Here is a 15441-nt window from a genome sequence, read left to right as displayed (position 1 = left end):
GAGCCCAGCGCGGCGGACCCGGTCGCCAACGCGCCGACGCCGGCGGAGCCGGTGATGCCGAGCGCGGCGGAGCCGGAGCCGAGGACGACGCCGAGACCGGCAGAGCCCGAGCCGAGCGTCAATCCAAGTCCGGCGGAACCGGTGCCGAGCACCGCGCCGAGGCCGGCGGAACCGGCGGCGGCCGAGCCACCGGCAGCGGCGGAACCAGCCGCCGCGGAGCCCGCGGCGGCGGAACCTGCCGCCGATCCAGAGCCGATCACGGGATTGGTCGGCACCGCACTGACATCCGACGGCTCCCCCGGTACCGCGAGGGGATACCAGGGATCCCCGGTGTCGTAGGGCGGCGGCGCGGGGTCGGTCGCGCACTGCGGGCACCCCTGCGGGGGCTGCGCCTGCGCGGCCAACGGGCCGAGTAGCGCAAAGCCGGCCACAGTTCCAGCTACTGCAACCACACGGAACGTGCGACCAACGGCCATGCGCCGAGCCTTCCCCTCATTCGTAAAGCGCAGTTCTCACCCGGTCGCGACTCTCACACGGGACTTTAACGGATGGGGGCCATAGTAAACCCCTATCGTTACGTGCGCAGGAAGAAGGTCGGAAGCCCGATCAGGCCCCGTATACCGGCTCGGGCGGCATCCCCTTGGCAATCAGGTCAGCTACCACCGGGCCGAGCTCGGCGGGCGACCATTTGGCGCCCCGGTCGACGGCGACGCCGTGCCGCCAGCCCTCGGCCAGCGCCACCTTCCCGCCCTCGACCTCGAACATGCGCCCGGTGACCGCCGCCGACTGCGTGCTGCCGAGCCAGACGACCAGCGGCGAGATGTTCTCCGGGGCCATGGCGTCGAAGCCGTCCTCCGGCCGGGCCATGGTGTCGGCGAAGACGGTCTCGGTCATCCGGGTGCGCGCGGCCGGGGCGATGGCGTTCACCGTGACGCCGTAGCGCGCGAACTCGGCGGCCGCCGTCAGCGTCAGGCCCGCGATACCCGCCTTGGCCGCGCCGTAGTTGCTCTGGCCGACGCTGCCCTGCAGGCCCGCGCCGGAGCTGGTGTTGATGACGCGGCCGTCGACCGGGCGGCCCGCCTTGGACTCGCCGCGCCAGTACTCGATCGCGTGGCGCATGGTCACGAAGTGGCCTTTGAGGTGGACCCGGATCACCGCGTCCCACTCGTCCTCGCCGAGGTTGACCAGCATCCGGTCGCGGACGAAACCGGCGTTGTTGACCAGCACGTCCAGCCCGCCGAAGGTGTCGATCGCCTGGCGGACAAGCCGTTGTCCCCCTTGCCAATCCGCGACATCGTCGCCGTTGGCGACGGCCGTGCCGCCGAGCGCCTCGATCTCGGCGACGACCTGCTGCGCGGGGGTCTCGCCGGTCGTGGCGCCGTCGAGTGCCGAGCCGAGATCGTTGACCACCACGCGCGCACCGGCGGCGGCGAAGGCGAGCGCGTGCGCGCGGCCGATGCCCCGGCCCGCGCCGGTGACGATGACGGTGCGGCCTGCGCAGATCTGCTCGGTGTCCATACCTTTGTCCTCTTCGTGTGTGTCCGGGGTCTTCAGGACTGCTGCCGACCGGAGTCCGCGGTGGAGGCGGACAGGAAGGCCGGGCGCTCGCCGCCGCCGTGCACCACCAGCGCGGCCCCGCTGACGTAGCGGGCCAGCGGGGAGGCGAGGAAGGCGGCGCAGCGGCCGACGTCGTCCGGCTCGGCCATCCGGCCGAGCGGGATGGTCTGCCCCACGGCATCGATCCCGGCCTGATCGCCGTAGTGCAGCTGGCTCTGCTCGGTGTCCACCGGACCGACGATGAGCGAGTTGACTCGCACCTTCGGCGCCCATTCGACGGCGAGCGACGAGGTCAGGCTGTCGATGCCGGCCTTGGCGGCGCCGTAGGCCGCAGTGCCCGGCGAGGGCCGGTGCCCGCTGACGCTGGAGATGTTGACGATCGAGCCGCCCTCGGGCTGCCGCTGCATCACCGCGTTCGCCGCCTGCGAAACCAGCAGCGGGGCAAGCAGATTCAGCTCGACGATCTTGGCGTGGAAGTTCTTGCTCGCGGTGGCGGCCATGGCGAAGGGGGCGCCGCCCGCGTTGTTGACCAGGTGGTCGAGGCGGCCGTGTCGCTCGACGATGGCATCGATCAGCTCCCGCACCGCGTCCGCGTCGCGGATATCGCAGGGCAGGAATTCGATGGTCCGGCCGTCGGCCTCGACCGGGACGTCCGCGGGGCGGCGGGCACAGGCGATCACCGTCGCGCCCGCCGCGAGGAAGGCCCTGCTCACCCCGGCGCCTACGCCGCGGACGCCGCCGGTCACCAGAGCGACGCGATCGGTCAGATCGATTTCGAGTGCCACCGTGCTAACCTACCAAGCAACTGCTTGCTTGACAACGCGGCGCTCGGCCCGAGCGGGCCACGCACGATGGGCGCGGGCCCGCACGAGAGCCCGCACGAAGGGATAGGCGATGGGGATCAACCGTCACTCCGAATCAACCGGCATCACCGTGGTCACGGTGGACTATCCACCGGTCAACGCCATACCGACGGCCGGCTGGTTCGACATCGCCGATGCGATTCGCACGGCGGGCCGCGACACCGAGACGCGAGTCGTGGTGCTGCGCGCGGAGAATCGCGGTTTCAACGCGGGCGTCGACATCAAGGAGATCCAGAGCAAGCCGGGGCACCAGGCCCTGATCGACGCGAATCACGGCTGCTTCGAGGCGTTCGCGGCGGTGTACGACTGCCCGGTGCCGGTGATCGCGGCGGTGCAGGGATTCTGCCTCGGCGGCGGCATCGGCCTGGTCGGCAACGCCGATGTCGTGATCGCCTCGGACGACGCGACTTTCGGCCTGCCCGAGGTGGACCGCGGCGCGCTGGGCGCGGCCACCCACCTGTCCCGGCTCGTGCCTCAGCACCTGATGCGGGCGCTGTTCTACACCGCGAGCACCATCACCGCACAGCAGTTGCACCACTTCGGCTCGGTGTACCAGGTGGTGCCCCGCGCCGAACTCGACGCGGCCGCAATGGAAGTCGCCAAGAACATCGCGGCCAAGGACGGCCGGGTGATCCGCGCGGCGAAGCGGGCGCTCAACGGCATCGACACCCAGGACGTGCACCGCAGCTACCGGTACGAGCAGGGATTCACGTTCGAACTCAATCTCGCCGGTGTCGCCGACGAGATCCGCGCCCGGTTCGACGACGATCTGGCCGCGCGCAAGGCCGAGCAGTAAGGAAACTCATGCGAGACAAGCGAATGTCGCTCGACGAGGTCGTCGGCGAGTTGCGCAGCGGAATGACCATCGGGATCGGCGGCTGGGGCTCGCGGCGCAAACCGATGGCGCTGGTGCGAGCCATCTTGCGGTCATCGGTCACGGACCTGACGGTGGTCAGCTACGGCGGGCCCGACCTCGGCCTGCTGTGCTCGGCGAGCAAGGTGCGCAAGGCGTACTACGGTTTCGTGTCGCTGGACTCGGCGCCGTTCTACGATCCGTGGTTCGCGCACGCGCGCACCTCGGGCGCGCTGGTGGCCCGCGAGATGGACGAGGGCATGCTCAAGTGCGGGCTGGAGGCGGCCGCGGCACGCCTGCCTTTCCTGCCGATCCGCGCCGGGCTCGGCTCGGACGTGCCGAACTTCTGGGACGGCGAATTGCGCACGGTCGCTTCGCCTTACCCCGATGCCGACGGACAGACCGAGACGTTGATCGCGATGCCCGCGCTGACCCTGGACGCGGCGCTGGTGCACCTGAACATCGGCGACCGGCACGGCAACGCCGCCTACACGGGGGTCGACCCGTACTTCGACGACCTCTACTGCCTGGCCGCCGAACGGCGTTACGTGTCCATGGAGCGCGTCGTCGACACCGAGGAACTGGTGAAAACCGTTCCGCTGCAATCGCTGCTGCTCAACCGGATGATGGTCGACGGCGTGGTCGAGGCGCCCAACGGCGCGCACTTCACCCTGGCCGGCGACGGCTACGGCCGGGACGAGAAGTTCCAGAAGCACTACGTGCAGTCGGCCAAGTCGCCCGAGGCGTGGCAGGAGTTCGTCGACAAGTACCTGGCCGTCTCCGAGGACGAATACCAGGCCGCCGTGCGGGAGTTCGCACAGGAGGGTTCGAAATGACTGCATCGCAGAGCGATTCACTGGAGAGTGACGGTCGGACCGTCACGCGCGCGGAGGTGTGCGCGGTCGCCTGCGCCGAGATCTTCAGCGGCGCGGGCGAGATCATGGCCAGCCCGATGTCGCCGATGTCGATCATCGGCGCGCGCCTCGCCAAACTGACCACCGAGCCGGACCTGCTGCTCTCCGACGGCGAGGCCCTGCTGTTCGCCGACACTCCCCCGCTGGGCGGCAAGGCGCCGATCGAGGGCTGGATTCCGTTTCGCCGGGTCTTCGACGTGGTGGCCTCCGGCCGGCGGCATGTGGTGATGGGCGCCAACCAGATCGACCGGTACGGCAATCAGAACCTGTCCGCGTTCGGCGCGTTGCAGCAGCCGACGCGGCAGATGTTCGGCGTGCGCGGCGCGCCGGGCAACACCATCAATCACGCGACGAGCTACTGGGTTTCGCGGCACACCAGCCGGGTGTTCACCGATCGGGTCGACATCGTCTCGGGCATCGGCTACGACAAGGTGGACCGGGCCAACCCGGCCTTCCGGTTCCATCACCTGCACCGGGTGGTGACGAACCTCGGCGTCTTCGACTTCGAGGGTCCCGACCACACCATGCGCGCCCGCAGCCTGCATCCCGGCGTCACCGCCGCCGAGGTCGCCGAGAACACCGCGTTCGAGATCCACGGCCTGGCCGAGGCCGGGCAGACCCGGCTGCCCAGCGCCGAGGAGCTGCGGCTGATCCGGGACGTGCTCGATCCCAGGAAGATTCGCGAGACGGAGGTGCCCGCGTGACCGGCCGCCTGCGCACCCCGCTCACCGAGCTGGTCGGCGTCGAGCATCCCGTGGTGCAGACCGGCATGGGCTGGGTGGCGGGCCCGAGTCTGGTCGCGGCCACCGCCGAGGCGGGCGGGCTCGGCATCCTCGCCTCGGCCACCATGACCTATCCGGAGCTCGAGGCCGCGGTCGCGAAGACCAAGGCGCACACCGGGAAACCGTTCGGCGTGAACATCCGGGCCGACGCCACGGACGCGCCGGAGCGCATCGATCTGCTGATCCGCGAGAAGGTGGCCGTCGCGTCGTTCGCGCTCGCGCCCAAGCAGGACCTCATCGCCAAGCTGAAAGACGCGGGCGTGGTGGTGATTCCGTCCATCGGGGCGGCCAAGCACGCGGTGAAGGTCGCGTCCTGGGGCGCCGACGCGGTCATCGTGCAGGGCGGCGAGGGCGGCGGGCACACCGGTCCGGTCGCCACCACGCTGCTGCTGCCCTCGGTGCTCGACGCGGTGGACATCCCCGTGGTCGCCGCGGGCGGCTTCTTCGACGGGCGCGGGCTGGCCGCGGCGCTGTCCTACGGCGCGGCGGGCGTCGCGATGGGCACGCGGTTCCTGCTCACCAAGGAGAGCACCGTGCCCGAGGCGGTCAAGCAGGAGTACCTGCGCAGGCAGCTGCAGGATACCGTCGTCTCGACCAAGGTCGACGGCATGCCGCACCGGGTGCTGAACACCGAACTCGTTCAGCGCCTGGAGCATTCGGGTCGCACCCGCGGGCTGGCCGCCGCGGTGGCCAACGCCGCCAAGTTCAAGAACATGACCGGCATGAAGTGGTCCACCCTGGTTCGCGACGGGCTGGCCATGCGAAAGACCAAGGACCTCAGCTGGTCTCAGGTCGTCATGGCCGCCAATACGCCGATGCTGTTGCGCGCCGGGCTGGTCGAGGGCAACACCGAGGCGGGCGTGCTCGCCGCCGGACAGGTCACCGGCATCATCGAGGACCTGCCGAGCTGCCAGGAGCTGATCGAGCGCATCGTCGCCGACGCGATAGCACGGATAGAGGCGCTCCAGAAGAACCTTTGAAAGCCACGGCGTGAAATGCCCCGTCCCTGTTCGGACGGGGCATTTCGCACGTTCGTGCCCGCATCGCCGGCAGCCGCACAAGCCGGACGGACAGCGGTCGCCGAGCGGCCCGCCGTGCCCGTACGATCCCGCTCATGAACCAGCCGATGCCCCCCCAGCAGCCGCACTATCCGCAGCAGCAGCCCGGATTCCAGCAGCCACCGCCCGGGTACCAGCAGCCGCCGCAGCAGCCCGCGCCCCAGTTCCCGATCCTGGTGTCCACGATGAACGACGTGCCCGGCCACCGGGTCGCGCGGGTGTTCGGCGAGGTGGCGGGCCTGACCGTGCGCAGCCGCGGCCTCGGCTCCAATCTCGCCGCGGGCTTCCGCTCCCTCGGCGGCGGCGAGATCACCGAGTACACCCAGCTGCTCTACCACTCCCGCCACGAGGCGATCATGCGAATGTGCCAGCACGCCATGTCCTTCGGGGCCAACGGCATCCTGGCCATGCGCTTCGACTGCAACGAGATCGCCAACACCATGAGCGAGGTCGCCGCCTACGGCACGGCAGTGCTGCTCGAACCCGCCGATAAGGCGTAGCAGCCGGCGACCTCGCCTACCTCAGCCGAGGCGCTCGATGATGGTGACGTTGGCGGTGCCGCCGCCCTCGCAGATGGTCAGCAGGCCGTAGCGGCCCCCGACACGCTCCAGCTCGTTGAGCAGGGACGCGAAAAGCTTTGCGCCCGTTGCGCCCAGGGGGTGGCCGAGGGCGATGGCGCCGCCGTTGACGTTCACCCGCTCCGGATCGGCGCCGGTCTCCTTCAACCAGGCCAGCACGACCGGCGCGAAGGCCTCGTTGATCTCCACCACGTCGATGTCGTCGATGGTGAGGCCGGTCTTCTCCAGCGCCCACTTGGTCGCCGGGATAGGCGCGGTGAGCATGAAGATCGGGTCGGCGCCGCGCGCGCTGACGTGATGGATGCGCGCCCGCGGCGTCAATCCGTAAGCGTCCACGGCCCATTCGGACGCGAGCAGCGTCGCGCTCGCGCCGTCGGAGATCTGGCTCGCGACGGCCGCCGTCAGCGGGCTGCCCTCGGCCAGCGGCGGCAGCGACGCCATCTTCTCCAGGCTCGTCTCACGCGGCCCCTGATCGATCCAGAAGTCGCCGACCGGCACGATCTCGCGATCGAAGCGGCCGTTCTTGATGGCGTCGCGGGCCCGCTCGTGGCTGCGCAAAGCCCAGCGCTCCATGTCTTCCCGGCTGATGCCCCACTTCTCGGCGATCAGCTGGGCCGCGCGGAACTGGGTGACCTCGGCGGTGCCGTAGCGGTGGTCCCAGCCCGCGGAGCCGACGAACGGCGAGTCGAACCCGTACTCCTTGCCCGCGTACATGGCCGACGAGATCGGGATGGCGCTCATGTTCTGCAGCCCGCCCGCGACGATCACCTCCGCGGTGCCGCTCATGATGGCCTGCGCGCCGAAATTGATGGCCTGCTGGCTGGATCCGCACTGGCGATCGACGGTGACGCCGGGCACCTCCTCCGGGTAGCCGGCCGCCAACCACGCGGTGCGCCCGACGTTTCCGGCCTGCGGGCCGATGTTGTCGACGCAGCCGACGATCACGTCGTCGACCGCGCCCGGGTCGATCGGGTTGCGGTCCAGCAGGCCGCGCAGCGCGGCGGCGCCGAGGTCGGCGGGGTGCACCTCGGCCAGCGCGCCGCCGCGCTTGCCGACCGGGGTGCGTACCGCGTCGATCACGTAGGCGTCCCGCAGCGGGGTGTACGGGCGGCGGGGGGTGGACGGTGCTGACATCTGGGAAACTCCTACGTGGCGGGGCGCGCTAAGCGGACAGGGTGAGTCCGTCGAGCACGATGGTGAGATATTGCTTGGCGAGGTTGTCGACGGTGATGGGGCCGCCGGGCTGGTACCAGCGCACCGCCACCCACACGGTGTCGCGCAGGAATCGATAGGCCAGTTCGACGTCGATCTCCGGCCGGAAGCTGCCGTCGGTCACGCCGTTGGTGAGCACCCGGTGCCAGAGCTCCCGGAACTCGCGGTTGTAGTCGGCGATGTAGGCGAACCGCTCGGCGGTGCGCAGGCGCTTGGCCTCGGCCTGGTAGATGGCCACGGCGGCGTGGTGGCGATCGAAGGACTGGTAGGACGCGATCACCAAGGCTTCCAAGGTGTCTCGCGAGCTGAGCCCGGCGGCGACGATCTCGCGGTAGTGCCCGAACAGGTCGTCGAGGAAGCCGCGCAGGATCTCGTCGACCATCGATTCCTTGGAGTCGAAGTGGTGGTAGAGGCTCCCGGATAGAATTCCGGCCGCGTCGGCGATGTCGCGCACGGTGGTGGCGCGTAGTCCGCGCTCGGCGAACAGTTCGGCCGCGAGCGTGAGCAGTTCATTGCGCCGTGCTGATTTCGAAGCCTCGGGTGCGGTCACATCGGCCATAATACAACCAAGCATTTGCTTGGTACAGGGTGGTGCGACAACTGCTCGGTTCGCACCGCGGCGACGGGGTTCAGCGCACGGAGTAGCGCAGTGGGGAGGACACCGAGAGGTCGGCCAGCAGCCGGTCGCAGATCACCACGGGCGCGACGCCCGCCCTGGCCATGCGCGCGACCAGGGCTAGTCGGCGTTCACAGCTGTCCCACTCGACCGTGAGCTGCCCGCGCTCCGGGCCCGCGTCGACGGTCGCCATCACCCGGGGCGGGCCGTAGGCCATCGGCTCCTCGATGAGCTTGAGCACCATGCCGCGCTGCCAGGCCTGATAGGTGTCCATGTCCGCGCCGATCACCAGCTTGTCGGTGGCGGCGCACAGGCCCTGCGCGATCTCCTCGTCGAAGGCCACCCGATCGAACCGGAACTTACGGCACTTGGCCACCACGTCGAGCAGGTCCGCGCGCACCTCGCACAGCAGCGCGGACTGCCGGTGCCTGCGCCGATCCTGCTCCGACTCGGCCGGCTCGGCGCCGAGCCCGATCTGCTTGGCGCGCTCCCGATCTCGCGCCATATCCGCGCGCAGCGCGCCCCGCGGATCGCGGGCCACCGCGCGCTCGTCGACGGCGTACTGCTCGAGAATCTGTGCCGCGCGCATGGCCGTCGCGCATTCGGAGGTGTGCTCCATCAGTTCGGCGCCGAGTGTTAGCGCGGCCAGCACCATGCTGTCCAGCCTGCGCCTGGCCAGCACCACTTCGCGCACCAAGTCGAGTTCCAGTTGTTCGCGGGCAGCTGGGCTATCCAGGCCCATAGCTATCGCCCCTTCGGAGAGTGCGGGATCCGATGTCCTCAGCATCGCACACCCCGTGGGCATCTGGCGTGACCTTTTCTACCTGATCAGCCGCCCATTTGCCCGAGGTGCGCGGACGGCGGGCGGGCGAACGCACTCCGGCGCGGTCAGCCGTCCGTCCAGTCCGTGACGGGTGCTGAGAAACCCGGTACAGCCAACCGCGGGCAACGCGAAGAAGTTTCGCGTCACCGGGAGCGAAAAATGTTGCGAGCGGCGTACCCTCGCCGAATTTCGCGTGTGCGGCACCGGGCTGTGCGCGAAGATCCGAGCTCTCAGGCGCGCTGGCTGCTGACCGAGACGACCTCCCCGGTTAGATACGAGGTGTAGTCACTGGCCAACATGGCGATGGTCGCCGCGACCTCCCACGGCTCCGCGGCCCGCCCGAAGGCCTCCCGCTCGGACAGCCGGTCGAGCAGCTCGGTGGAGCTCACCTTGTCCAGGAAGGCGTGCCTGGCGATGCTCGGGGCGACCGCGTTGATCCGCACCCCCAGCTCGGCGGCCTCGATTGCGCTGCATCGGGTCAGCGCCATCACGCCGGCCTTGGCGGCGGCGTAATGCGCCTGGCCGTGCTGCGCGCGCCAGCCGAGGACGCTGGCGTTGTTGACGATCACGCCGCCGTGGCCCGCGTCGCGGAAGTAACCGAGGGCGGCGCGGGTGCAGCGGAAAGTGCCGTTCAGGGTGATGTCGAGAACGCGATCCCACTGCTCGTCGGTCATGTCGACCACCGGGGTCTCGCCGCCGAGCCCGGCGTTGTTGACCATGATGTCGATCCGGCCGATGGCCTCGGCCGCGCCGCGCACCAGCGCGTCGACCTGCGCGGTGCTCTGCACGTCGCAGACGATGGAGGCGACCTTGCGGTCGGGGAACTCGGCCGTCAGCTCGGCCGCGGTCTCGGTCAGGCGACGCTCGTGCCAGTCGGAGACGACCACGTCGGCGCCCTCGGCGAGCAGCCTGCGCGCGGTGGCCGAGCCGATGCCGGTGCCCGCCGCGGCGGTGATGACGGCGGCGCGCCCGGTCAGCAGGCCGTGGCCGGGAATCGGCTGCGGCGCGACGGAGAGATCGGTCATGGCTGTGTCTGTCTGGTCCATGCCCGCGGGCCCTCCGTGGTTACGCTGCGCTACCGCCTCCGGGCCTGACGCGGTCATGGACGTGCCTCCCTCGGCAACCCGAGCACGCGCTCGGCGATGATGTTGCGCTGCACTTCGTTCGAACCTCCGTAGATCGTGTCGGCGCGGGTGAACAGGTACAGCCGCTGCCATTCGTTCAGGTCGTTCTCCTCGGCCACCAGGCCGGCCGGGCCGAGCACGGCCATCGCGAGTTCGCCGAGGCCGCGATGCCAATTGGCCCAGAGCAGCTTCGCGACCGAGGCCTGGCCGCCGTCGTCCACGCCCGCGCCCTCCATGGTGCGAATGGCGTGGGCGCGCAGCACGCGCAGGCCGACCCAGGCCTGATCGATCCGGTCGGCGATGAGCGGGTCGTCGGCGGCGCCGGTGCGCCGGGCCAGCGCCTCGACGTCGGCGAGTTCCCTGGCGAACCTGATCTGCTGGCCGAGGGTGGAGATGCCGCGCTCGAAGGTCAGCGTGCCCATGGCGATGCGCCAGCCCTCACCCGGCTCGCCGATCACCAGGTCCGCCGCGGTGCGCGCGTCGTCGAAGAAGACCTCGTTGAACTCCGAGGTTCCGGTCAGCTGGATGATCGGGCGCACGTCGATGCCGGGCTGATTCATCGGCACCAGCAGGTAGGACAGGCCCTTGTGGCGGGCCGAGCCGCGCTCGGTGCGCGCGATCACGAAGCACCAGTCGGCGACGTGGGCCAGCGAGGTCCAGATCTTCTGGCCGTTGATCGACCACTCGTCGCCGTCGAGCCGGGCGGCCGTGGTGATCGCGGCCAGGTCCGAACCCGCGCCGGGCTCGGAGTAGCCCTGGCACCACAGCTCGGTCACCGTCCGGATGCCGGGCAAGAAACGATCCTTCTGTGCCTGCGTGCCGAACGCGAGCACGGTCGGGCCGAGCAGCTCCTCGCCGACGTGCGAGACCCGCGCGGGCGCGTTCGCCTTGGCGTACTCCTCGTGGAAGATCACCTGCTGGCGCACGGTCGCGTCGCGGCCGCCGTACTCCTCGGGCCAGCCGAGGCAGGTCCAGCCCGCCGCGGCGAGGTGCCGGTCCCAGGCGAGTCTTTCGTCGAAGGCCTCGTGTTCGCGGCCTGGCCCGCCGAGGCCGCGCAGTTCGCGGAATTCGCCGTTCAGGTTCTCCGCCAGCCACTCGCGCACCTCGGCGGCGAATCGCGCGTCCTGCGTGGCGGAAAACCGCCCGCCCTGCGCGGCGGTGTCGGATTCTGAGGTCTGGATCGCACCCACGCCGGTAGGATAACCTACCAAGCACTTGCTTGTTGAGCGCTCGTATAAGTGCCCCGACACGGACGGTAAGGACAACCGTGACAACCCCTGCACAGACGACACCGCTGGCGCTGCAGCACGCCGCGCGCACCTTCGGCACCGCCCCGGCCCTGGCCGACGGCGCGGTCCGGCTGGACTGGACCGAGCTGCTCGCGGCGGTCCAGGAGGTGGCGCGGGCGCTCATCGCGCGCGGCGTGCAGTCGGGCGACCGGGTGGCGATGTGGGCGCCCAATACCCACCACTGGGTGATCGCGGCGCTGGCCGCGCACTATGTCGGCGCGTCCCTGGTTCCGCTGAACACCCGCTACGTCGCCGACGAGGCCGCGGACGTGCTCGTCCGGGTCGACGCGCGGGCACTGTTCATCGCGGGCACCTTCCTCGGCCGCGACCGCCTCGCCGAGTTGCGCTCGGCCGCACCGCAACTCGATATCGAGACGGTGATCGTCATCCCGGTCGAGCCAGGCACCGAGACGAGCGACGAGACCGCTTTCGACTGGTCCGAGCTCGCGGGGATCGCCGAGAAGGCAACGCAGGCGGAGGTTGAGGAGCGCGCGGCGGCGGTGAGCCCCGAAGACACCGCCGACATCCTGTTCACCTCCGGCACCACCGGTCGCAGCAAAGGCACGGTGGTCGCGCATCGGCAGGCGTTGTCGGTGGTGCGGGCCTGGGCGGAGTGCGCGACACTGACCGGCGCGGACCGTTACCTGGTGGTGAGCCCGTTCTTCCACAACTTCGGCTACAAGGCCGGCATTCTCGCGTGCCTGGTCACCGGGGCGACGATCGTTCCGCAGGCGGTGTTCGACGTGCCCGCCACCATGCGCCTGGTGAGCGACGAGAAGATCACGGTACTGCCCGGGCCGCCGACGATCTACCAGACGATCCTCGACTACCCGGACCGCGCGGGCTTCGACCTCTCCACGCTGCGGGTGGCGGTGACCGGGGCGTCGACCGTGCCGGTGGTGCTGGTGGAGCGCATGCGCTCCGAGCTCGAATTCGACGTCGTCATCACCGCTTACGGCCTGTCCGAGGCGTCCGGGTTCGGCACCATGTGCCGCGCGGACGACGACGCCGAGACCATCTCGAGCACCTGTGGCCGCCCGATCGCCGACTTCGAACTGCGGCTCGCGCCCAACGGCGAGGTGCTGCTGCGCGGCCCGAACGTGATGCTCGGTTACCTCGACGACCCCGAAAGCACCGCGCGGGCGATCGATTCCGACGGCTGGCTGCACACCGGCGACGTCGGCACGCTGGACGAGCGCGGCTATCTGAAGATCACCGACCGGCTCAAGGACATGTACATCTCCGGCGGCTTCAACGTGTACCCGGCCGAGATCGAGCAGGCGCTCGCGCGGCTGGACGGCATCGCGGAGTCGGCGGTGATCGGCGTCCCGGATACCCGGATGGGCGAGGTCGGCAAGGCTTTCGTGGTTCGCAAGGCGGGCGCGCAGCTCACCGAGGAGCAGGTGCTCGCCCACGCCACCACCGTGCTGGCCAACTTCAAGGTGCCGCGGTTCATCGAGTTCCGCGATCAGCTGCCCTACAGCGCCGCCGGAAAAGTGCTCAAGCGTCAACTACGTGAGGAGAATTCTTGATGTCGGAACCGATCCCGGACGAGGGTGACGTCGTCACGTACGAGGTGCGTGGCCGCACGGCCATCGTCACGCTGAACCGGCCGGACTACCGCAACGCGCAGAACTCGGTGATGACCTACGCGCTCGACGCCGCCTTCGAGCGGGCCGTCGAGGACCCCGAGGTCGGTGTGATCGTGTTGGCGGGCAACGGCAAACACTTCAGCGCCGGGCACGACATCGGCACTCCCGGACGCGATCACCACATCCGCTACCCGAACAAGGCCGCGCTGTGGTGGGACCACGTCGACAAGGTCGGCGGCGATCAGCGCTTCGCGCGCGAGCTCGAGGTCTACCTCGGCATGTGCCGGCGCTGGCGGGAGATCCCCAAGCCGACCATCGCCATGGTGCAGGGGGCGTGCATCGCGGGCGGGCTCATGCTGGCGTGGGTGTGCGACCTGATCATCGCCTCGGACGACGCGTTCTTCTCCGATCCCGTTGTGCGAATGGGCATTCCGGGCGTCGAGTACTTCGCGCACCCGTGGGTGATGGGGCCGCGCGCCGCGAAGGAGTTCCTGTTCACCGGGGACCGGTTCGGCGCGGCGCAGGCCAAGGAGTGGGGCATGGTCAATCGCGTGGTGCCGCGCGCCGAGCTCGAGGCCGAGACGCTCGCGCTGGCCGAGAAGATCGCCGCCATGCCGCGTTTCGGGCTGGCGCTGACGAAGAAAGCGGTGAACCAGGCCGAAGACCTGATGGGCATGCGCGCCGGCATGGACTCGGTGTTCGGGCTGCATCACTTCGCGCACGCGCACAACGCGGAGGTCGGCGCGGACTCGCTCGGCGGCATGAACGCCAAAACCATGAAGGCGTCCGCGAGCGGCGAGGCCGCCGCGACACAGAACGGGGCGACGTAGGTGGATCTCGATATCGACCGGGCGACACAGGAATTCCAGGCCGAGGTCCGAGAGTTCTTGGCGGCCAACAAGCCCGAGCGGCCGCTGCCCTCGATGGACACCGAGGCAGGCTTCGAGGCCCACCGGGCCTGGGAGCACACCCTCGCCGAGGCGAAGCTCTCCGTCGTCGCCTGGCCCGCCGAGTACGGCGGCCGCGACGCGTCGCTGCTGGAGTGGGTGCTGTTCGAGCAGGAGTACTACGCGGCAGGCGCGCCGGGGCGGGTGAGCCAGAACGGCATCTTCCTGCTGGCCCCAACGCTTTTCGAGCACGGAACACCCGAACAGCTCGACCGGATCATGCCGAGGATGGCGCGCGGCGACGACATCTGGGCCCAGGCCTGGTCGGAGCCGGAGGCGGGCAGCGACCTCGCCGGCATCCGCTCGTCCGCGCGCCGGACCGAGGGCGGCTGGCTGCTCAGCGGGCAGAAGACCTGGAGTTCCCGTGCGGCGTACGCCGATTGGGCGTTCGGCCTGTTCCGCAGCGATCCGGAGGCGGAGCGGCACAAGGGCTTGACCTACGTGATGTTCCCGCTGTCGGCGGACGGCGTTTCGGTGCGGCCGATCCCCCAGTTGGACGGCGAGCCCGGCTTCGCCGAGATCTTCCTCGACGAGGTGTTCGTGCCCGATCGCGACGTGATCGGCGCGCCCGGCGAGGGCTGGCGTGTCGCGATGAGCACGTCGAGCAATGAGCGCGGCCTGTCGTTGCGCAGCCCGGGGCGGTTCAGCGCGACGGCGCGACGGCTGGTGGACCTGTGGCTCGACGCAGGCGATCAGGCCAATACCGCCCAGCGTGACGCGGTGGTGGACGCCTGGATCGGCAGCGAGGCGTACCGCCTGCACACCTTCGGCACGGTGACCAGGCTGAACGAGGGCGGCAAGCTCGGCGCGGAGTCCTCGATCACCAAGGTGTTCTGGTCCGAGCTGGATATCGCGATGCACGAGAGCGCGCTGGAGGTGCTCGGCGCGGCCGCCGAGCGGTCGGGGCCGTGGACCGATGGCTATCTGTTCGCGCTGTCGGGCCCGATTTACGCGGGCACGAACGAGATTCAGCGCAACATCATCGCCGAGCGGCTGCTCGGACTACCTAGGGGGTCGGCAGCCGGCGGAGCCGGCGGGGTGGGTAAGCACAGAGGGAGCAGCCGATGAGGTTCGCGCTCAGTCCCGAACAACTCGACTTCGGCACCAGCGTGCGCAAGCTGCTCGACGCGGGCCGCACGCCCGCGGCCGTCCGCGGCTGGGCGGCGGGCGATCCGCGCCAGGGGCGCGCACTGGTCCGTCAGCTGGCGGGTGCGGGCGTGCTCGGCCTAGCCG

Annotated in this window: 15 protein-coding genes and 1 pseudogene; 8 read left to right on the top strand and 8 right to left on the bottom strand. The window is 70.0% G+C overall.

Features of this window, described 5'->3' with window-relative positions:
* From ON39_RS49900 to ON39_RS02670, 3 genes and pseudogenes are all read right to left on the bottom strand, one after another.
* Positions 1-431 (bottom strand): annotated as a pseudogene (locus ON39_RS49900) (hypothetical protein); the annotation flags it as partial.
* Between the two features lie 175 nt (positions 432-606).
* On the bottom strand, positions 607-1518 hold the full coding sequence (locus tag ON39_RS02675; protein WP_040730427.1) for an SDR family oxidoreductase: 912 nt from the start codon (positions 1516-1518) through the stop codon (positions 607-609).
* A gap of 32 nt (positions 1519-1550) precedes the next feature.
* On the bottom strand, positions 1551-2342 hold the full coding sequence (locus ON39_RS02670; protein WP_040730425.1) for an SDR family oxidoreductase: 792 nt from the start codon (positions 2340-2342) through the stop codon (positions 1551-1553).
* A gap of 109 nt (positions 2343-2451) precedes the next feature.
* On the opposite strand from ON39_RS02670, the gene ON39_RS02665 reads away from it, so the two are divergent.
* From ON39_RS02665 to ON39_RS02645, 5 genes are all read left to right on the top strand, one after another.
* Positions 2452-3216: an enoyl-CoA hydratase family protein gene (locus ON39_RS02665; protein ID WP_040730423.1), complete on the top strand. Its 765-nt coding sequence runs from the start codon at positions 2452-2454 to the stop codon at positions 3214-3216.
* An 8-nt stretch (positions 3217-3224) separates the two neighbouring features.
* Positions 3225-4109 (top strand): CoA transferase subunit A, encoded by an 885-nt coding sequence (locus ON39_RS02660; RefSeq protein ID WP_211336305.1) that lies wholly within the window; start codon positions 3225-3227, stop codon positions 4107-4109.
* The gene (locus ON39_RS02655) at positions 4106-4891 is read left to right on the top strand and encodes a CoA-transferase subunit beta (RefSeq protein WP_040730418.1); all 786 of its coding nucleotides are present in this window, start codon (positions 4106-4108) and stop codon (positions 4889-4891) included. The genes ON39_RS02660 and ON39_RS02655 overlap by 4 nt, the downstream gene beginning before the upstream one ends.
* Entirely contained in the window at positions 4888-5949 is a 1062-nt protein-coding gene (locus ON39_RS02650; protein ID WP_040730416.1) for an NAD(P)H-dependent flavin oxidoreductase, read from the top strand. Before ON39_RS02655 ends, ON39_RS02650 begins: the two co-directional genes overlap by 4 nt.
* A 248-nt stretch (positions 5950-6197) precedes the next feature.
* Positions 6198-6527: a YbjQ family protein gene (locus tag ON39_RS02645; protein WP_211336311.1), complete on the top strand. Its 330-nt coding sequence runs from the start codon at positions 6198-6200 to the stop codon at positions 6525-6527.
* 21 nt (positions 6528-6548) lie between these two features.
* Here ON39_RS02645 and ON39_RS02640 read toward each other — a convergent pair whose 3' ends face one another.
* The 5 genes from ON39_RS02640 to ON39_RS02620 form a co-directional block, all read right to left on the bottom strand.
* Entirely contained in the window at positions 6549-7739 is a 1191-nt protein-coding gene (locus tag ON39_RS02640; RefSeq protein WP_373283655.1) for an acetyl-CoA C-acetyltransferase, read from the bottom strand.
* A 28-nt stretch (positions 7740-7767) separates the two neighbouring features.
* A complete protein-coding gene (locus ON39_RS02635) occupies positions 7768-8376 on the bottom strand; it encodes a TetR/AcrR family transcriptional regulator (protein ID WP_174412493.1) in 609 nt (202 codons plus the stop codon).
* Positions 8377-8446: 70 nt separating this feature from the next.
* Positions 8447-9175, bottom strand: coding sequence for a hypothetical protein (locus ON39_RS02630; protein WP_040730412.1), 729 nt, complete (start codon positions 9173-9175; stop codon positions 8447-8449).
* A 311-nt stretch (positions 9176-9486) separates the two neighbouring features.
* Positions 9487-10281: an SDR family oxidoreductase gene (locus ON39_RS02625; protein WP_040730409.1), complete on the bottom strand. Its 795-nt coding sequence runs from the start codon at positions 10279-10281 to the stop codon at positions 9487-9489.
* Positions 10282-10355: 74 nt separating this feature from the next.
* Positions 10356-11561, bottom strand: coding sequence for an acyl-CoA dehydrogenase family protein (locus ON39_RS02620; protein ID WP_040730431.1), 1206 nt, complete (start codon positions 11559-11561; stop codon positions 10356-10358).
* A gap of 86 nt (positions 11562-11647) precedes the next feature.
* On the opposite strand from ON39_RS02620, the gene ON39_RS02615 reads away from it, so the two are divergent.
* Genes ON39_RS02615 through ON39_RS02605 form a run of 3 tightly spaced genes read left to right on the top strand, consistent with a single transcriptional unit; the run spans position 11648 to position 15276 of the window.
* The gene (locus ON39_RS02615; RefSeq protein WP_040730407.1) at positions 11648-13201 is read left to right on the top strand and encodes a FadD3 family acyl-CoA ligase; all 1554 of its coding nucleotides are present in this window, start codon (positions 11648-11650) and stop codon (positions 13199-13201) included.
* Positions 13201-14091, top strand: a complete 891-nt coding sequence (locus ON39_RS02610; protein WP_040730404.1) for an enoyl-CoA hydratase — start codon at positions 13201-13203, stop codon at positions 14089-14091. Before ON39_RS02615 ends, ON39_RS02610 begins: the two co-directional genes overlap by 1 nt.
* The gene (locus ON39_RS02605) at positions 14092-15276 is read left to right on the top strand and encodes an acyl-CoA dehydrogenase family protein (RefSeq protein ID WP_051186228.1); all 1185 of its coding nucleotides are present in this window, start codon (positions 14092-14094) and stop codon (positions 15274-15276) included.
* Positions 15277-15441: the final 165 nt, after the last annotated feature.

It is taken from the genome of Nocardia tenerifensis NBRC 101015 (assembly GCF_000308715.1).
Taxonomy (GTDB): Bacteria; Actinomycetota; Actinomycetes; order Mycobacteriales; family Mycobacteriaceae; genus Nocardia; species Nocardia tenerifensis.
The sequence above is the reverse complement of the archived record's forward strand: the minus strand, read 5'-3'. Positions and strand labels throughout refer to the sequence as shown.

What these genes read in the sequence shown, in the direction of transcription:
- ON39_RS02675 (WP_040730427.1), bottom strand. Translation starts at nt 1,518, where the DNA reads ATGGACACCGAGCAGATCTGCGCAGGCCGCACCGTCATCGTCACCGGC.
- ON39_RS02630 (WP_040730412.1), bottom strand. Translation starts at nt 9,175, where the DNA reads ATGGGCCTGGATAGCCCAGCTGCCCGCGAACAACTGGAACTCGACTTG.
- ON39_RS02655 (WP_040730418.1), top strand. Translation starts at nt 4,106, where the DNA reads ATGACTGCATCGCAGAGCGATTCACTGGAGAGTGACGGTCGGACCGTC.
- ON39_RS02625 (WP_040730409.1), bottom strand. Translation starts at nt 10,281, where the DNA reads ATGACCGATCTCTCCGTCGCGCCGCAGCCGATTCCCGGCCACGGCCTG.
- ON39_RS02665 (WP_040730423.1), top strand. Translation starts at nt 2,452, where the DNA reads ATGGGGATCAACCGTCACTCCGAATCAACCGGCATCACCGTGGTCACG.
- ON39_RS02640 (WP_373283655.1), bottom strand. Translation starts at nt 7,739, where the DNA reads ATGTCAGCACCGTCCACCCCCCGCCGCCCGTACACCCCGCTGCGGGAC.
- ON39_RS02660 (WP_211336305.1), top strand. Translation starts at nt 3,225, where the DNA reads ATGCGAGACAAGCGAATGTCGCTCGACGAGGTCGTCGGCGAGTTGCGC.
- ON39_RS02610 (WP_040730404.1), top strand. Translation starts at nt 13,201, where the DNA reads ATGTCGGAACCGATCCCGGACGAGGGTGACGTCGTCACGTACGAGGTG.
- ON39_RS02635 (WP_174412493.1), bottom strand. Translation starts at nt 8,376, where the DNA reads ATGGCCGATGTGACCGCACCCGAGGCTTCGAAATCAGCACGGCGCAAT.